The following is a 16393-nucleotide window of genomic DNA, read 5'->3' as shown; positions in this document are numbered from 1 at the left end:
ATTTATCAAATGAAAGCTGTCATCACACCCATTGATATCTCAAGGTCAGTCGCGCCCGCCCGCAAAATCTTCACGAACAAGCTCGGTATGGTGTCGATGACCTTGCTTGTCATCGGCGCCATGGTCGGTGGCGGCGCCTTCAACTTACCGCAGAATATGGCGCAACACGCCGGCTTAGGCGCGATACTCATCGCATGGCTTGTTTCCGGTCTGGGCATCTTCTTTCTGGCGCGAACCTTCCAGGTGCTTGCCGACATCAAGCCGGACATTACCGCCGGCATCTATATGTACTCGCGCCAGGGCTTCGGAAAATTCGCAGGGTTCCAGGTCGCCTGGGGATACTGGCTATCCTCTGCGTTCGGCAACGTGGGTTTCGCCGTTCTACTGATGGACACCCTTAACTACTTCTTCCCGCCTTACTTCAAAGGGGGGAACACCTGGTTGGCGATTGCGATGGGATCGAGTGTTTTCTGGTTACTGAACTGGCTTGTATTGCGTGGCGTCAAGAGCGCGTCGACGCTCAACGTGATTGGCACCATCGCCAAGTTCGTGCCGATTGCCATGTTTGTCGGGATCCTCGCGATCTCGATGAAGGCCGGCCTCTTCACCAACGATTTCTGGGGCAACGTCAGTGACAACGTCGCCGGGTCAAAGCCGCTCGGCAGCGTCCTCGAACAGGTCAAAAGCACGATGCTGGTCACGCTGTGGGTCTTCATTGGCATTGAAGGTGCGGTGGTGATGTCCGACAAGTCGGATGCAAAAACGGTAAGCCGCGCCACGTTGTTGGGGTTCTTCGTGACTTTGCTGTTGTACGTGCTGATTTCTGTACTGCCCTTTGGCATCATGAGCCAGGCACAGCTATCGGTCATAGCGCCCCCTTCCATGGCTGCGATTCTCGGCTCGGTTGTCGGTAAATGGGGCGAGTATTTCATCAATGCGGGCGTATTGATTTCGGTGCTGGCGTGTTGGCTTGTATGGACAATGCTCGTCGCAGAGTTGCCTTGGGCGGCCGCCAAGGACGGCACCTTCCCCAAAGCGTTCGCCGTGACCAACAAAAAAGGATCTGCATCCGTCTCACTCTGGGTTTCTACCGCTGTGATGCAGGCCGTGATGATCCTGATGTTCTTTTCCCATGATGCCTGGAACGTCATGCTGTCCATCACCGGCGTGATGATCCTGCCTGCGTACATCGGCGCGACGGGGTTCTTGTGGCGAGTCATGGTCCGGGGTCATTACCCGGCCAACGCCAGGATCGGCAAAATCACAGCATGGGTCAGCAGTGTGCTCGGGACCGTCTACGGGTTCTGGCTGGTGTATGCGGCCGGCCTGGAATATATGATTGCTGGCGCCATGTTCTTCGCCCTTGGCAATTTGGTATTTATCTGGGCTCGCAAAGAGCATGCGCCGACGGAGCCGGTGTTCAACACAATTGAGATGATCGTTGCCGCTGTGCTATTGACTCTTGGCGTGCTGGCGATATGGATGCTGTTCAGTGGGCATCTGATGCAGGTTTATGCCCCTTGACCCTGCGTCTGCAGAGCCCCCCTTAGACCGACTCGAAAAGGGCCGGATGAGCGCCGCAGGCGAGGTCTCTTTTCGGGTAACGTGTAAGCCATCAACGTCACTCATAACGGCCATGTAAGCAGGCGTCATCGACGATGAATATCGCGACTCATTTCACCCCATGGTCATCGTTGGCCGGCGGAGCACTGATCGGGCTCTCGACAGGGCTGTTCATTCTATTGAACGGCAGGATTGCGGGCGTCAGTGGCCTGCTCGGCAGCGTGCTTTCCGGACATGGCGAAGGACGGACTGAAAAGTGTTTGTTCATCGCCGGATTGATTGCCTCTCCGGTGCTCTGGTCAATGGCCTCTCACCTGCCTGTTGCCTCGTTTCAGGCGGGCGCTTTACCGCTGGCGGTCTCGGGGCTTCTGGTTGGGCTGGGCACCCGCTATGGTGCTGGGTGTACAAGCGGCCATGGCGTATGCGGACTTTCTCGCCTGTCGCCCCGATCCTTCGTCGCCGTTTGCTGCTTCATGGGCAGCGGTTTTGCGTGCGTTTACCTGATCCGTCATTTGATTGGATCATGACCGTGCGTAAATTGAGTGCGCTGATCGCCGGCTTGATATTCGGATTGGGGCTGTACCTGAGCGGCATGACCGATCCGGCCAAGGTCATTGCATTTCTCGACATCGCCGGCGACTGGGACCCTTCCCTCGCGCTTGTAATGGCAGGGGCCATCGCCACGGGTAGCGTGGCCTTCTATTTTGTCCGGCATCGTCAGACCTCGCTGCTGGACGAACCCGTCCAGTTGCCGACCAGCAGGAGCATTGACCGGGGTCTGGTTGTTGGAAGCGTCGTGTTCGGTATCGGTTGGGGGATTGCAGGCCTGTGCCCGGGGCCTGCAATGGCCCTGCTGCTGACAGGTCGATGGCAGGTTCTCTTATTCGTGGGGGCCATGATTGCAGGGATGCAGATTTTTCAGTGGCGTGAGTCACACCACGCTGCGCACTGACTTCAAGGCTGAATGACGTCATAGGGGGCAGGATCGAATCAATAGCCTTGCCTCGTGCTTCACTCCTGACCCGCCGGCGCCTTGTTCGCCGGCCGCACCTGAGTCCCTGCGCTGCCCGCGAGCATCGCCTCAATCTGATCAAGCGAACCAATGACGGCACGGTTGCCGGTGGCCACGACAAAGGCGCGTGCTGCTTCGACCTTGGGCCCCATGGAACCTTCGGGAAAGTCGTAACCGGCCAGTTCCTGTGGCGTTACATCGCCGATCGCCCGTTGCGTGGGCAAGCCCCAGTCCACGAAGACCGCCGGCACGTCGGTGGCGATGATAAGCACGTCGGCCTTGAGCTCACGCGCCAGCAGGCCGGAGCACAAGTCCTTGTCGATTACCGCCGATACGCCGTGCATGTTGGTGCCGTCGCCCCCTTGCGTACGTGCGACCGGAATACCCCCACCCCCCGCCGCAATGACCACCGTGTCATGTTCAAGTAGCCAGCGGATGGGCTTAAGCCCGAAGACACGTACCGGTAAGGGCGATGCGACTACTCGCCGAAACGATCCACCCGTCGCTGCCATGACCCACCCTTTCTCTGCGGCGATTCGCGCGGACTCAGCTTGTTTGTAGAACGGCCCGATCGGTTTGCCGGGGTGTTCAAACGCCGGGTCTTGCGGATCGACTTCAACCCGAGTGATGAGTGTCGCGACGGTACGATTGGCCGGAAGGACGTTCGCCAGCTCCTGCTCCAGTAAATAGCCGATCATGCCGTCAGTCTGGGCGCCAAGCACATCGAGCGGATAAGCATCCACTTTATCGTAAGCAGAGGCCTGCAGCGCCAGAAGGCCTACTTGCGGACCGTTGCCATGGGTCAGCACCAAATCATTGAGCGTCGCAACGTGTGCCAACTGGGCAGCAGCACGGCGGATATTCACCCGTTGATTTTCCGCAGTCGGTGGCTGGTCACGCTGCAGCAATGCATTGCCGCCCAGCGCGATCACGATCCTCATGGGCATGCTCCGAAAGTCATCATGCGAGGGTAGCCACCAAGACGGCTTTGATCGTGTGCAAGCGGTTTTCAGCCTGCGTAAAGACGACAGACGCGTCGGACTCAAACACCTCGTCAGTGACCTCGATCTCGCTCAGCCCATACTTTTCCTGCACTTGACGGCCTATTTCCGTATCCGCACTGTGCATGGCCGGCAAGCAGTGCATGAACCTGGTGCGAGGATTGCCGGTGGCCTGCATCAGCGCGGTGGTCACTTGGTAGGGCATCAGTTGGTCGATACGTTGTTGCCAAACGGAGTCGTCCTCGCCCATGGACACCCAGACGTCGGTGTACAGAAAGTCCGCGCCGACCACCGCTTTCAGCGGATCGCTTTCAAGCGTGATGCGCGCGCCAGTCTTGCGGGCCAGCGCGCGCATTTCCGTCACCAGCTCAGCCGGCGGCTGCAAGCTGGCGGGAGAGCATAGACGTACGTCCATTCCCATTTGTGTCCCGCCCACCAGCAGTGAACGGCCCATGTTGAAACTGGCATCGCCCAGATAACAGAAACTCAGTTGGTGCAGAGGCTTCTCGCCAAACTCCTGCATGGTCATCAGGTCCGCGAGAATCTGCGTCGGATGAGCTTCGTCAGTCAGGCCGTTCCAGATCGGCACGTTGGCGTAGCGTGCCAGTTCCTCGACGATAGTCTGATGGAAACCACGGTATTCGATACCGTCATAGAACCGGGCCAGCACGCGCGCAGTGTCCTTGAGCGACTCCTTGTGACCCAGCTGCGAGCTACCGGCATCCAAGCAGGTAACATGGCCGCCCTGATCGTGCATCGCCACCTCGAAGGCGCAACGGGTGCGCGTCGAGGGCTTCTCGAATATCAGCGCAATGTTTTTACCTTTGAGGCGGGGTATTTCATTGCCAACGGCCTTTGAGCGTTTAAGCTCGACGGCCAGGTCCAGCAAAAAGCGGATGGCGTCCGGCTCGTAGTCTTTGAGCGCCAGCAGGCTGCGATTGCGCAGGTTATAACTCATGAGAAGTACTCGTTCAGGTGAGTGGTTAAAGCGCGTCGCGTTGGATCGGGCAGGACATGCAATGGCTACCGCCTCGTCCCCGGCCCAGCTCGGAGCCGGAAATGGTGATCACCTCGACCCCCGCTTTGCGCAACAAAGTATTGGTGTGTGAGTTGCGGCTATAGCTCATCACCACGCCCGGCGACATCGCCAGCAGGTTGTTCCCGTCGTCCCACTGCTCGCGCTCGGCCTGCCAGGCATCGCCTGCGGTAGGGACCGCGCGTAATTTGGCCAGTCCCAGTGCATCCGCCACTACATCAAGAAAGGGCTTGGTTTCGGTGCGTACATCCAGGCTGCCCTCTTGCCGTCCAGGTCGCAGGCTGTGCACGCGGATCGCATCGACCGTTTCAGGGAAACAGGTCACCAGATCCACGTCGCAAAAGGTGAACACTGTGTCCAGATGCATCGCGCCGCGGGATTTGGGAATCTGTGCAGCCAACACCAGAGTGGCCGCCCCCTGGGCAAACAAGGCGCGGGAAAGTTGGCTCACAGCCTGAGGTGAAGTGCGCTCGCCCATTCCTATCAACACGACCCCCTGGCCCAGCGGCATGACATCTCCACCCTCCATTGTGGCGCCGCCGTGATCCTTGTCCGGGTCTCCCCACCATGTGGTAACAAGCCCCGCGAACTGGGGATGGAAGCGATAGACTGCCGCCGTCAACAGCGTCTCCTGCCGACGTGCGGGCCAGTACATCGGGCACAACACCACGCCATTACCTATCCAGCAGCTGCTGTCGCGGCTGAATAACGTGTTAGGCAGTGGCGGGAGCAGAAAATCCGTCGCAGCGGCAAACCGCGCTACAAGTCCCGCCGGCTCGAATGGCAATTCAACGCGGGCCACACCACCAATCAAATGCTCGACCAGGCGCTGTTCGGGTAACGCTTCAAGCCAGGGGCGCAGCTGGCCGGCCAGTTCAACGTCGACCGTGTCCGGCCCCAGCTTGCGATCAAGCAACCAGGCACGCGCAACAGGATCGGCGACCGTGTCGGCAAGCAAATCGTGCAGTTCCAGCACCTCCACATCCAGGCTGAGCATCGCGTTGGTAAACGCATCGTGGTCATTGCGTGCCTGCTCAACCCACAGCACATCATCAAACAGCAACTCCCGGCAGTTGCCGGGCGTCAGCCTTCGCTGCGCCAACCCCGGGCGGCATACCAGCACGCGGCGCAGTCGGCCCACTTCGGAATTTAAACCGTGTGTCATGAGGTCGATTTCCTATCGGTATAGAGGCGTGAGCAGCCTCGTGTCACTGAGCGCAGCCCTCTCACTGTGAAGGGGTAGATCGAGCTGGATGGCTGCGGCATGAAACTAGCCTGTGGAAGTGTCTCTGCGGTCGCTCGAACTGACCGGCGAACGAAAGGAGTGTGGGCGCGGTGCCGGGCGCTGTCTGTTCGAAAGCGCACACCATTCATTAAGGATCATGGACTCGCATCGGAGTCGGGTATCAACGCATCGAAACCGGCGATGACATCAAACAGCTCCTCATCGATCCCGGCCTGGCGCAGTCGGTGGAATCGTGCATTGAGCGCTTGCTGGAGTGCTCCGATGTTGCGATCTGCACGCTGCATCGCAGCGAGCCGGCTGGCATTTTCACTGGCCGAGGACTCGGCGCTGGCACGAAACAGCGACACAAACAGATGCTCGCGAATAAAAGCGCCCAACACATCCGCGCCTGTGCCCAGCATTTCCGGCCCCTGGGGCGTAGGCCAGGCTTCACGTGCCAGACGCCGTTGCCAGCGCTGATCCAGAGGCAACAACTGTTGTCGGACAGGGTCATAGTCCGCGACCGTCGGACGGTTATAGAACAGGATCAGCGTTTCACGCTGCGGCTCACCCTGAACGCCGCCGTTCGAACGGTAGAGATCCTGAAGAATCTGCCCGACGAGTTGCGTGATTTGCGCAACCGACCCGGGAACGGCGAACAACCCCTGGGTTTGGATGCCGGCGTCGAGGAGTCGCTCATGCATGCGCTCACCTACCGCCCAGACCTTCACCGTGGAGGACGTCAGCTCCGACAGGGCAAATTCGATCAACACCTCGTTGAACCGACCCACCAGGCCCTGATCGGAACCGAACACGACGACATTCACCACACCAGGGGTGCCACTGTTGACGGTGCTCTCGGTGGAGTGGCTGTTTACCGCCACCGCACGCAGACAGACGCTCAGTCCCAGTTCCACGGTGCACGCGTAATCGGCCAACGCGGCTACCGACTTTTCGTACTGACCGATAGCGGCGGCAGCTGAGGCTTTCATGGTCCGGACGACGGACCTCAAGTCACCTGCGCTGGCGATCTGACGTCTCAGGCCGCTCATGGTATTGGCCATTACCGATTCACCCGTGCGAATGCGGTCACTGGTGTTCGGGACGTCACGCGGTGGCCGGCGAACGCGTCATCGGATCGGACCACACTATCCATGGTGATCCCCGACGGCCGGCTCGGCCGCTGCAACAACAGGAGGCTGCCCCCCTGCGCGCTGAAAAGCCGTCAGGGCCTGGCGTGCTGCATCGGTGAGCTGTTGGCGATCGGCGTCGAGCAATTGGCCCGTCCCCGCCAGCCGCGCTTTCACATCATCCGGTAACCCACCCGCTACCTCCCGCACGGCTTTCTGCGCATCGCTCATGTTTTCGAGCGCAATCGTGTCGAACAATGCAGCGTTCAACGCCAGCAATATCGCGATCTGAGCCGGCACCGACACCGGCGAAAACTCTGCTTGCGCCAGACAGGCACGGATGCGTTTGCCGTGATCGATTGCCTGATGAGTGCCTTTATCGAGCCGGGCGCCGAACCGCGCAAACGTCTCCAGCTCCTCAAATTGCGCGTAGGCCAGCTTGAGGTCGCCTGCCACTGCGCGATAGGCTGCGCGCTGGGCCTTCCCGCCGACCCGCGAGACAGACTGACCCACATCGACAGCCGGCAAGACGCCCAGTTCGAACAGCGAGGGCGACAAGACAATCTGCCCGTCGGTGATGGAAATGAGATTGGTCGGAATGTAAGCGGAAATATCCTGAGCTTCAGTCTCGATGATGGGCAATGCCGTCATCGAACCGCCGCCGCGCTCCTCATTCAAATGCGTCGCGCGTTCAAGCATGCGCGAATGAATGTAGAAGATATCCCCTGGAAAGGCCTCTCGCCCAGGCGGGCGACGCAGCAGCAGTGACAGTTCGCGGTAGGCCCGTGCATGGTGGGTCAGGTCGTCATAAACAATCAGTACGTCACGGCCTTGCTCCATGAAATGCTCGGCGATGCTGGTGGCCGCATAAGGCGCGACGTAGGACAACCCGGGCGCTTCGTTGCCTTCTGCGACCACCACCACGGTGTACGCCAGCGCTTCCCTCTCACGCAGATTGGCTACCGCCTTGGCAACGGCCGATGCTCGCTGGCCGATCGCGCAGTAGACGCATAGCACGTCCTTGCCGCGCTGATTAAAGATCGTGTCCAGTGCGATGGCCGTTTTTCCGGTCTGACGGTCGCCCAGAATCAGCTCTCGCTGACCGCGACCAATGGGGATCATGGCGTCGATGACCTTCAGGCCGCTCTGCAGCGGTTCGGTGACCGGGGCGCGGTCCATAATCGCCGCCGCAGGCCGCTCGATCGGCAATCTCTGCAGGGTGGTGACAGGCTCCCCACCATCAAGCGGGCGCCCCAATGGGTCAATCACCCGACCCAGTAATTCGTCGCCTACGGCCACGTCCATCACGCGACCGGTGCGCAGGACCTCCTGCCCCGCGTGCAAGTGGGCGCTATCGCCCAGCAGCACCACGTCGACGCCCTCCTCGTCCAGGTTGAATGCAATCCCGGATAAACCACCGGGAAACACCAGCAGCTCCTCAAAGCCAAGGCCCGACAGGCCACTGACGCGTGCGATGCCGGTGGAGACGCTGACGATCGTACCCACCTCCCGCACTGCCATCTGGGGTATGAAGGCTGTCAGGCACGCACCCAGGCCGGCGAACGCATCATGCAAGACATTTCTCAGTGTTGCCTGAGCCGACGATGGCAGGCGCAAAGGGGCAGTCAAGGGAGCGGTCATACAGGCTCCGTTGTGCCCAGACGTGCTTGCAGAGTGGTTGAGATCGCCTCGAGATAGTCAGCGATGCTCCACGCCACCTTCAATCCCTTCACGCTGAGCTCCACACCGCTGACCAGTTCAGGGAGGATCTGGAACTCAAGTGCGATCGTCTGACCGAAGGATTCGTCGATGGCAGCCTGAATGGCGCTCTGTTGAGCGACCGGCAACTCGAATGCGCTGCGCAACAGAGCCGGTGAGTGCGGCGATGCGGCCTTGAGCGCCGCACTTAGCGCCTCACGCGCCGTGTCATCAAGCCCTTGAAGACGCTGAATGAACACCTCGCACGCGCGCTGTTCCAGGCTTACCGAAGCGAGGTCGCCAAGCACCCTGCGCGAGATGTCGTACACCTGCTCCTGCGTCAGCCGCACGAGGTCATCGTGCAAGCGCTGCGTCTCCTTGATCAACGCTTTCGCTTGCTCGGAACTCGCCTGCGCAGCGGTTTTTCGAGCGTCGGCCAACAACCGTGAACGTTCGGCATTGGCCTCATCCGTCGCTTTGCGCAATAGCGCGGCACGCTGCTCGTCGAAGGCCTGGTTCTTCTTCTCGAACTCGTCTTGCTGCTGGTGTGCTTTGGCCTTGGTCTGGGCGGCATCGTTGAGTTCGTCAGCGATCTTCTGCTCGCGCGCAGCGATAGCGTTCAGCACCGGTTGGTAAAGAAAGCGTTTCATCAACCATACCAGGATGAGGAAGTTAACCACCTGAGCGCCGACGGTGAACCAGTCAATGAGCACGGTCTAATGGCCCGCAGCTTGGGTCGCTGCCGAAACGGCGGCGTTCCAGAACGGGTTCGCGAAGATCAGAATCATCGACACCACGAAGCAGTAAATAGCCGTCGACTCGATCATCGCCAGCCCGACGAACAATGTGCGGGTGATGGTGGCCGACGCGTCCGGCTGCTGAGCCAGCGAACTGAGGGCCACGGACACTGCCTTGCCCTCGGACAGGGCGGGCCCCATCGTGCCGAAGCCAGTGGTCAGGCCGGCCATGACGATGGAGGCAACCGCAATCCAGGTGAGAGAGTCCATAAAGCGCCTTTTCAGAGGTGACAGCAATTGAGCAACGGTTCAGGTGGCTGAGACCTTGGCAGGCGTTGTCGCCGCTTTGCCGCTACCTGTGGTCGCCGCGATGTAAACAGCGGCAAGAATGGTAAAGATGTAGGCCTGCACCATGCCCGTGAGCAAACCCAGCACCGTCATGACGATGGGGAACACCAGGGGGGTGATCGATAACAAGATGGCGATGATCATTGCGCCACTCATCATGTTGCCAAACAAGCGAACGGCCAGCGCCAGCGTTCGGGACATTTCACTGATGAGATTGAAGGGCAGCATGATGGGCGTCGGGCGCATGTACGACGCCAAGTACCCCGCCAGCCCCTGACCCGATATGCCAAACAGCGGCACAGCCACCAGCACACACAGCGCCAGGGCTACGGTGGTCGACAACGAGGCGGTGGGCGGCTCGTACCCGGGAATTACCGTCGCCAGTGTCGCGGCGGCAATGAACAGGAACAGCGTGCCCAGAAATCCGAGATAGCGGCGCGGCGCTTTCAGGCCTACGTCTTTGATCTGGCCCACGATGGCCGTGACCACGATTTCCAGCAAATTCTGCCAGCCTGAGCGTTGATGCCCCGTGACCAGACGCCGCGTGATGAATCCGGCGCCCAGAACCAGCACCACCATCAGCGCCCACGTGAACACAATGGTGGCATTGAGTTTGAAGAAACCATGCTCCCAGAAAATCCAGGCGTCAGGTGTCAGGCGCATGGTGGTGGTCCGGACGCCGCCGCCACCTGCTCGCAGCCCTTCAAGCGGGTGACGCGAAGGACGACGACCCGGGCCAGCAGGAAGCCCAGTAGGCAAGCACCCAGCCGTAATGGCTGTTCCGCGCCCACCAGGTAGAAACCGGTCAGCACGAGGGTGGTCCGTAAGATGAGGCTGCTCACAAACCAGCGCGCGGGCCTGACGGAAACGGCGCCTCTGCGTACCGTCCACCACAGACCGCCAAAGAAGCCGAGGCCCAGTGCCGCCCCTACCAGCAATGCCGTGGTTATCAGGAGTAACCCCTGGTCGTCATTCATGATCGTCCTCCTCTTTTGCATCGGGTGTGTCGTGCATGATCTGATCTTCCCTGCTGACCCAGTGCCAGGCATTCAGGCAGCCTATCGTTAACCCCGCTACCAGCAGCGCCAGTGTCCAGGAGCGCCCGCCGGTAAAGCGCTGATCAAGCCAAAGGCCCAGGGCCGCACCCAGCAGGGTGGGCACCACCACGGACCAACCGATCAGCCCCATCATGCCCAGACCAGACCACACTGACGTATCGTTACGGCGCGCCCTGAGTTTGCGTGCAGCCTTGTTGCCCACCTGTTCAGCCAGCGTCGGTTTGGCAGCGCCGTCCCCGGGTGGCTTTCGCACGGGAGGCTGACTCACACCGCTTGCTCATGCAGCGACACGAGCCGGCGCATAAAGCCTGCCTCCAGAAGGTTCATCGCCGCACGCATCGCTTCTTCTTGTGCATCGCGCGTCATGAACTGCGCTTCAATCAAACCGCGTAGACGGGACAAGTCGTTGCCACGCAGTGCCCGCCGCGCCGAGATCACGACAGTCTGTCCGGTCTTGACGAGCACACCTTCATCCAGCGCTACGAACACTTCGCCCTGGGATTGGCTCTCGTAAATGAGGATGCCGGGCACCAGCGCTGCGATACAGTCCAGCCGTCTGGGGAGCAACCCAAAGGAGCCTTGTGTGGTTTCGACGACGATGTGAGACACATCCAGCTCGTCCGTGAAGACCTCGAAGGGCAACAGCACCTTAAGTCTCATCGACAGCATGGGTATCCTCCCTGCCCGGTTGCGTAGCGTGGGTATCCCGCCTGGCCTTGGCGCTGGCTTCGTCGACGGCGCCGATCATGTACAACGCGCTCTCGGGCAGGTCCTTGAATTCGTCCGCCAATATGCGTTCGCAACCGTCCAGCGCGTCGTGCAGGCTGACAAGTTTGCCGCTCAGGCTGGTGAACTGTTCAGTGGTGAAAAACGGCTGGGTCAGAAAGCGCTCAAGCCGACGGGCACGCGCCACTAATTTGCGGTCGTCGGGTGACAACTGATCCAGGCCGAGCATGGCAATGATGTCCTTAAGTGCTTCGTACTGGGCAAGCGTTCGGCGAATGTCTTGCGCCAGCCTGTAGTGCCGTTCGCCGACGATGCCCGGGGTGATCATCTTTGAGCTGGACTGCAAGGCGTCGATGGCCGGAAAAAGCCCCTCACTCGCACGTTTTCGAGAGAGCACGATGGACGCCGACAGGTGAGAGAACGTGTGCACGGCGGCGGGGTCGGTGAAGTCATCAGCAGGCACGTACACCGCCTGGATCGAGGTGATCGCACCGCTGTCGGTGTTGGCGATGCGCTCTTCCAATGCCGCGAGCTCGGTACCCATTGTCGGCTGATAACCCAAACGGGACGGCATCTGCCCCATGAGCCCGGACACCTCGGAGCCGGCCTGAATGAAACGGAAAATGTTGTCGATCAGCAGGAGCACGTCGCGGTGCTCGGCGTCGCGAAAATACTCCGCCATTGTCAACGCAGCATGGCCTACCCGAAAGCGTGCACCGGGAGGCTCATTCATCTGCGCAAAAATCATCACCATGTTCGGCAGCACGCCAGCTGCCTTCATCTCGCGGTACAGCTCCTCGCCCTCACGCGAGCGCTCGCCAATTCCGCAAAAAATGCTTACACCCGACTGGTGGCCGATCATGTTATGGATCATTTCGGTCAGCAATACCGTCTTGCCAACCCCGGCACCGCCGAAGAGTCCTGCCTTGCCTCCGCGCTCCAGCGGCGTGAGTACATCAATGACTTTGATCCCGGTCTCGAACACCTCAGACTTCGTTGACCTGCGGACCAAGGGGGGTGGCGGCTGATGCACAGAGCGCCATATCACACCTTCCAAGGCGGGTTGCCGGTCGATGGTATTACCAAAGACGTCGAACATCCGCGACAGAATCCCGGTACCTACGGGGGCCTGCAGGGGACCACCGGTGTCATGGATGGGCATTCCTCGGGCCAGGCCTTGGGTCGGTGTGAGGGCGATGCCGCGCACATGCCACTCATCACGTTGGGCCAGTACCTCGATCGCCACCGCGCCACCCGGACCGGCGCGCAGGAGGGTGTTGATCGGCGGCAGCAGAGACTCGAACCGGGCATCGACAACGCTGCCACGCACCGCCGTAACAACCCCTGCGCTCACGTCTCCACTCGCTCGATGAAAGCTTCATTGACCCAGTAACCGCTACGCCCATGGTGATCGTAGAGATGCTGTTCTCGTTCCCGGTTCAACTGCGCCGTCGACTCGTAAGCGGGGGAGGATTTGATGGAGGCGCAATCCAGGTCCACTGAAAGCGTCTTATCGAACCAGCGGACATCGTCCACCCACTCTGGTGCGATGAGCACGTGGTGCCCCACCCACCAGTTACTGGTGTTGATCACAAGGTATTGAATCGCCCAGGTGTCCTGATTGATCAAGAAGCTTTCGACGTGTCCGACATCACCATCAGTGGCCTTGATGTGATAGCCCACAACGGCCTCGCAACTGCGTAAATGAGGATCGTCGTCCTCATGCAGGGCGCGCTCAGCCCTCGCACTTTCCTCTTCAACCTGGCGACTGCCTGACTCCCCTCCGGGCAATCCGAACCCGCCAGCCCCTGCATATGCGCCGGTGGGCCACAGGCCTGCACCGCCCCAATAATACGGATAGCCGTAATAGCCCAAATGCTGCATCTCATGCTGGCGAGAGACCGGCTGGTCTGTGTCAATCTCGGGACTGTTCTTGACTTGGTCCTGAGTGATCGCAAGGGACAGGCGGCGCGCGCGCCAATCGAGACTGGCGATGGCCTGGGGTGAGATCAACACCCGGCGCCGGGAAAGCCAGGTGCCGGTGTCGACGATGAAGTAGCGGATCACCCAGGCCTCGTCATCAAAATAGAAGTCTATGACTTCACCGATATCACCGTCGGTGGCACCGAGGGTGAAACCCTTCAGATCTTTCAGGCTTAACAGCATGGGAATGTCCTCTTCAGAGCGCCTACGGATTGGCCCGGCACCGACAAAGGTTCTGTCGGCATGCACCGGCGCTGTTCGAGCACTCTGCGCGCACCACCTGGCCGCGTCTGTTCGCTGCCGCACCCTTCACCAGACTGCAAGTCGGTTGTCCCGCAAAGCACGCGGCGCAGTGCTGTAACATCCTGTAGGGCCCATGGGTTCAATCAACAGCGGCTACCGTTGAACTGACGGCATGAACCGCCCCCTCACCCGCCGTTTCATAAGGAGCCCTCAGGCCGATGCTGGACATTATTGCGGTATTTCTCTGCATCACAGCGGTGCTCGCTTTCTTAAACCGGCGGTTCGTCGGCTTGCCATCCGCGATTGGCGTCATGGGCATTGCCCTGGGCCTGTCGCTGCTGAATATGGCCTCCGATGCGTTGGGGTTTCATGCGTTGCACACCCTTGAGCAATCACTGGTGGAGTCGATCGACTTCTCCGAATTGCTGATGCAGGGCATGTTGTCGTTGCTGTTGTTTGCCGGCGCGCTGCACGTGAACCTGTCGAAGCTGCGCAGTTATCGGTGGCAGGTCGCATCCCTGGCACTGGTGGGAACAACCGTATCGACGCTAATCATTGGCTTTGGTCTGTGGTGGCTGTTATCGCTGACCAGCCTTGTGCTGCCGCTGTCCTATTGCCTGGTTTTCGGTGCGCTTATCTCGCCCACCGACCCGATCGCCGTGATGGGCATTCTCAAGTCTGCTGGCGCTCCGGACAGCGTCGAAGTGGTGATTTCAGGCGAGTCCCTGTTCAACGATGGCGTGAGCGTTGTGCTGTTCTCGCTGATAGTGGCGATGATCGCCAGCGGTGAAGCGCCATCGGTGATCGGTGCCTCGACGCTGCTGCTGAAGGAAGCCGGTGGTGGCGCGCTGCTGGGCGCCGTTGTCGGATACGTCACCTACCGAATGCTCAAAAGCATCGACAGCTATCAGGAAGAAGTGCTGATCACCCTGGCCGCTGTGCTGGGTGGCTACGCCCTCGCGACTCACCTGCATGTCTCAGGCCCGTTGGCGATGGTGGTCATGGGGTTGATTGTTGGTAATCAGGGCCGCTCCTATGCCATGTCCGAGGAGACAGAGCGAAACGTCGACATGTTCTGGGAGCTGATAGATGAAATCCTCAACGCCGTGCTGTTTGTGCTGATTGGCCTTGAAGTGGTGCTGATCCCTTTCTCCCATCCGCTGATCACCACGGGGATGATGGTCATCGTGCTGACGTTGTTGTCGCGGCTGCTGACGGTCGGGCTGCCCATTGCGCTGCTTGGCCAGCGATTCCGGCTACCTGAGGGGTCGTGGAGCGTTCTGACCTGGGGTGGCTTGCGCGGCGGTATATCGGTGGCGCTCGCCTTATCACTGCCCCCGGGGGAAGCGCGCGATGTCGTCGTGTCACTGACCTACCTGGTGGTTGTGTTTTCGATCCTGATTCAGGGAATGTCCATCGGAAAACTGGTCAAGCGCGTCATCCCCTGCTCGGGCCCCTAGCCGCCGGCCCGCCAGTCGAATGGGGGCTCTTGGCAATGTGCTATAAATGCATGGATTGTCAGGAATGTTGTCATGTCGATCAGATTGATCACTGGTTGATCGGTGTTGAAACTCATCATCATCCTGTTTTTGAATTCTCGGCCTGAGCGTTTGCGGGTGTCTACCTGAGCGCCAAGGCGGATGGAGGGCTGATATACATCGAAAGGCCGGTCTCTCACCGTAAGAACCTTACGGTTCATTTCGACCGGGTAGCTATTCATGTCCTTAACGCCTTTCCCTCAACAGAACCACCTCCTTGGCGCTTTGCCGAAAGAGATTCAGGCACGCATCACCCCTCACCTTGAGTGGGTGGCCCTGCCCTTGGGCATGGTCATCTATGAGTCGGGCGACTCGATGCGTCATGTGTACTTTCCAACCGACTCTATTGTCTCGCTGCTGTATGTGATGCAGAACGGCGCCTCGGCGGAAATATCGGTCGTCGGTAACGAAGGGCTGGTGGGCGTGGCCCTTTTCATGGGGGGTGAAAGCACGCCGAGCAGAGCCATTGTGCAGAGTGCCGGACATGCTTATCGACTTCAGGGCCAGCTGTTCAAAGACGAGTTCAACCGACACGGAGACATGCTGCATTTGATGCTGCGCTATACCCAGGCGCTCATCACTCAGATGGCGCAGACGGCGGTCTGCAATCGTCATCATTCCATTGATCAGCAGCTGTGTCGCTGGCTGCTGCTTTCCCTGGATCGGCTGCCCAGTAATCAACTGACCATGACCCAGGAGCTGATCGCCAACATGCTGGGGGTGCGTCGCGAGGGGGTCACCGAAGCCGCAGGCAAACTGCAGCGCATGGGTGTGATCGAGTACTGCCGAGGGCATATCAAGGTGCTTGATCGACCGCGCCTGGAACAACTCAGCTGCGAGTGCTATGCCGTCGTAAAAACCGAAACCGACCGATTGCTTCCCTATCTTCCTTCCAAGGCCTGAGCGATGACGGCCCGTGGCGCCACTCTGGCATCCGCGGCCGTCGCAACGTGAATTGAGCCATCACAATGTGTGCGGCAACGAACAGACATCGCGGGATTCTTTCCATACCGTCGTCGCTGTAGTCCACTCATTGCGTCAATCAATGTCGGCGGATGTCATAACGCCCTTCTCCCCGCTGACGCCCTTCCAGAC

19 protein-coding genes are annotated in these 16393 nt (G+C 59.9%); 5 read left to right on the top strand and 14 right to left on the bottom strand.

Annotated elements, in window-relative coordinates; genetic code table 11:
• Positions 1–9: 9 nt before the first annotated feature.
• The 3 genes from OKW98_RS15305 to OKW98_RS15295 all read left to right on the top strand — a co-directional run bounded on the left by OKW98_RS15305 (position 10) and on the right by OKW98_RS15295 (position 2515).
• A complete protein-coding gene (locus tag OKW98_RS15305; RefSeq protein WP_265385514.1) occupies positions 10–1524 on the top strand; it encodes a basic amino acid/polyamine antiporter in 1515 nt (504 codons plus the stop codon).
• 134 nt (positions 1525–1658) lie between these two features.
• Entirely contained in the window at positions 1659–2090 is a 432-nt protein-coding gene (locus OKW98_RS15300; RefSeq protein ID WP_265385513.1) for a YeeE/YedE family protein, read from the top strand.
• Positions 2091–2092: 2 nt separating this feature from the next.
• On the top strand, positions 2093–2515 hold the full coding sequence (locus OKW98_RS15295) for a YeeE/YedE family protein (protein ID WP_265389743.1): 423 nt from the start codon (positions 2093–2095) through the stop codon (positions 2513–2515).
• A gap of 59 nt (positions 2516–2574) precedes the next feature.
• Here the strand turns inward: OKW98_RS15295 and arcC are convergent, their stop codons facing one another.
• From arcC to OKW98_RS15230, 13 genes are all read right to left on the bottom strand, one after another.
• The gene (gene arcC / locus OKW98_RS15290) at positions 2575–3516 is read right to left on the bottom strand and encodes a carbamate kinase (protein WP_265385512.1); all 942 of its coding nucleotides are present in this window, start codon (positions 3514–3516) and stop codon (positions 2575–2577) included.
• A 19-nt stretch (positions 3517–3535) separates the two neighbouring features.
• Positions 3536–4534: an ornithine carbamoyltransferase gene (argF, locus tag OKW98_RS15285; protein WP_265385511.1), complete on the bottom strand. Its 999-nt coding sequence runs from the start codon at positions 4532–4534 to the stop codon at positions 3536–3538.
• 25 nt (positions 4535–4559) lie between these two features.
• Complete coding sequence (locus OKW98_RS15280; protein ID WP_265385510.1) at positions 4560–5777, bottom strand: arginine deiminase; 1218 nt, start codon at positions 5775–5777, stop codon at positions 4560–4562.
• A 215-nt stretch (positions 5778–5992) separates the two neighbouring features.
• Positions 5993–6889, bottom strand: coding sequence for a F0F1 ATP synthase subunit gamma (locus OKW98_RS15275; RefSeq protein ID WP_265385509.1), 897 nt, complete (start codon positions 6887–6889; stop codon positions 5993–5995).
• A 96-nt stretch (positions 6890–6985) separates the two neighbouring features.
• Positions 6986–8608: an alternate F1F0 ATPase, F1 subunit alpha gene (locus OKW98_RS15270; RefSeq protein WP_265385508.1), complete on the bottom strand. Its 1623-nt coding sequence runs from the start codon at positions 8606–8608 to the stop codon at positions 6986–6988.
• Positions 8605–9315, bottom strand: coding sequence for a F0F1 ATP synthase subunit delta (locus tag OKW98_RS15265; protein WP_265385507.1), 711 nt, complete (start codon positions 9313–9315; stop codon positions 8605–8607). Before OKW98_RS15265 ends, OKW98_RS15270 begins: the two co-directional genes overlap by 4 nt.
• 66 nt (positions 9316–9381) lie before the next feature.
• Positions 9382–9672, bottom strand: a complete 291-nt coding sequence (locus tag OKW98_RS15260) for a F0F1 ATP synthase subunit C (RefSeq protein ID WP_265385506.1) — start codon at positions 9670–9672, stop codon at positions 9382–9384.
• A 39-nt stretch (positions 9673–9711) separates the two neighbouring features.
• Positions 9712–10413: a F0F1 ATP synthase subunit A gene (locus OKW98_RS15255; protein ID WP_265385505.1), complete on the bottom strand. Its 702-nt coding sequence runs from the start codon at positions 10411–10413 to the stop codon at positions 9712–9714.
• A complete protein-coding gene (locus OKW98_RS15250) occupies positions 10404–10727 on the bottom strand; it encodes an ATP synthase subunit I (RefSeq protein ID WP_265385504.1) in 324 nt (107 codons plus the stop codon). Before OKW98_RS15250 ends, OKW98_RS15255 begins: the two co-directional genes overlap by 10 nt.
• The gene (locus OKW98_RS15245) at positions 10720–11076 is read right to left on the bottom strand and encodes an AtpZ/AtpI family protein (RefSeq protein ID WP_265385503.1); all 357 of its coding nucleotides are present in this window, start codon (positions 11074–11076) and stop codon (positions 10720–10722) included. Before OKW98_RS15245 ends, OKW98_RS15250 begins: the two co-directional genes overlap by 8 nt.
• Positions 11073–11477 carry a F0F1 ATP synthase subunit epsilon gene (locus OKW98_RS15240; RefSeq protein WP_265385502.1) on the bottom strand — a complete coding sequence of 135 codons (405 nt, stop codon included), beginning with the start codon at positions 11475–11477 and terminating at the stop codon, positions 11073–11075. Before OKW98_RS15240 ends, OKW98_RS15245 begins: the two co-directional genes overlap by 4 nt.
• Complete coding sequence (atpD, locus tag OKW98_RS15235) at positions 11458–12888, bottom strand: F0F1 ATP synthase subunit beta (protein WP_265385501.1); 1431 nt, start codon at positions 12886–12888, stop codon at positions 11458–11460. The genes OKW98_RS15240 and atpD overlap by 20 nt, the downstream gene beginning before the upstream one ends.
• Positions 12885–13700, bottom strand: a complete 816-nt coding sequence (locus tag OKW98_RS15230) for a PRC-barrel domain-containing protein (protein WP_265385500.1) — start codon at positions 13698–13700, stop codon at positions 12885–12887. Before OKW98_RS15230 ends, atpD begins: the two co-directional genes overlap by 4 nt.
• A gap of 278 nt (positions 13701–13978) precedes the next feature.
• Here OKW98_RS15230 and OKW98_RS15225 point away from each other — a divergent pair, with 278 nt between their 5' ends.
• Entirely contained in the window at positions 13979–15220 is a 1242-nt protein-coding gene (locus tag OKW98_RS15225; RefSeq protein ID WP_265385499.1) for a cation:proton antiporter, read from the top strand.
• Here OKW98_RS15225 and OKW98_RS15220 read toward each other — a convergent pair.
• On the bottom strand, positions 15217–15480 hold the full coding sequence (locus OKW98_RS15220; protein ID WP_265385498.1) for a hypothetical protein: 264 nt from the start codon (positions 15478–15480) through the stop codon (positions 15217–15219). The genes OKW98_RS15225 and OKW98_RS15220 overlap by 4 nt on opposite strands.
• On the opposite strand from OKW98_RS15220, the gene OKW98_RS15215 reads away from it, so the two are divergent.
• The gene (locus OKW98_RS15215; protein ID WP_265385497.1) at positions 15479–16201 is read left to right on the top strand and encodes a Crp/Fnr family transcriptional regulator; all 723 of its coding nucleotides are present in this window, start codon (positions 15479–15481) and stop codon (positions 16199–16201) included. The genes OKW98_RS15220 and OKW98_RS15215 overlap by 2 nt on opposite strands.
• Positions 16202–16393: the final 192 nt, after the last annotated feature.

The sequence above is a fragment of the Pseudomonas sp. KU26590 genome, from assembly GCF_026153515.1.
Lineage (GTDB): Bacteria > Pseudomonadota > Gammaproteobacteria > Pseudomonadales > Pseudomonadaceae > Aquipseudomonas.
Note: the sequence above shows the minus strand (reverse complement) of the source record. Positions and strands in the feature narration are given on the sequence as shown.

Bases quoted from the DNA above. Each gene is read 5' to 3' on its own strand.
- OKW98_RS15270 (WP_265385508.1), bottom strand. From the start codon at position 8,608: ATGACCGCTCCCTTGACTGCCCCTTTGCGCCTGCCATCGTCGGCTCAG.
- OKW98_RS15250 (WP_265385504.1), bottom strand. From the start codon at position 10,727: ATGAATGACGACCAGGGGTTACTCCTGATAACCACGGCATTGCTGGTA.
- OKW98_RS15300 (WP_265385513.1), top strand. From the start codon at position 1,659: ATGAATATCGCGACTCATTTCACCCCATGGTCATCGTTGGCCGGCGGA.
- OKW98_RS15225 (WP_265385499.1), top strand. From the start codon at position 13,979: ATGCTGGACATTATTGCGGTATTTCTCTGCATCACAGCGGTGCTCGCT.
- OKW98_RS15280 (WP_265385510.1), bottom strand. From the start codon at position 5,777: ATGACACACGGTTTAAATTCCGAAGTGGGCCGACTGCGCCGCGTGCTG.
- OKW98_RS15305 (WP_265385514.1), top strand. From the start codon at position 10: ATGAAAGCTGTCATCACACCCATTGATATCTCAAGGTCAGTCGCGCCC.
- argF (WP_265385511.1), bottom strand. From the start codon at position 4,534: ATGAGTTATAACCTGCGCAATCGCAGCCTGCTGGCGCTCAAAGACTAC.
- OKW98_RS15230 (WP_265385500.1), bottom strand. From the start codon at position 13,700: ATGCTGTTAAGCCTGAAAGATCTGAAGGGTTTCACCCTCGGTGCCACC.
- arcC (WP_265385512.1), bottom strand. From the start codon at position 3,516: ATGAGGATCGTGATCGCGCTGGGCGGCAATGCATTGCTGCAGCGTGAC.
- OKW98_RS15220 (WP_265385498.1), bottom strand. From the start codon at position 15,480: ATGAATAGCTACCCGGTCGAAATGAACCGTAAGGTTCTTACGGTGAGA.
- OKW98_RS15260 (WP_265385506.1), bottom strand. From the start codon at position 9,672: ATGGACTCTCTCACCTGGATTGCGGTTGCCTCCATCGTCATGGCCGGC.
- OKW98_RS15240 (WP_265385502.1), bottom strand. From the start codon at position 11,477: ATGCTGTCGATGAGACTTAAGGTGCTGTTGCCCTTCGAGGTCTTCACG.
- OKW98_RS15255 (WP_265385505.1), bottom strand. From the start codon at position 10,413: ATGCGCCTGACACCTGACGCCTGGATTTTCTGGGAGCATGGTTTCTTC.
- OKW98_RS15215 (WP_265385497.1), top strand. From the start codon at position 15,479: ATGTCCTTAACGCCTTTCCCTCAACAGAACCACCTCCTTGGCGCTTTG.
- OKW98_RS15275 (WP_265385509.1), bottom strand. From the start codon at position 6,889: ATGAGCGGCCTGAGACGTCAGATCGCCAGCGCAGGTGACTTGAGGTCC.
- OKW98_RS15265 (WP_265385507.1), bottom strand. From the start codon at position 9,315: ATGAAACGCTTTCTTTACCAACCGGTGCTGAACGCTATCGCTGCGCGC.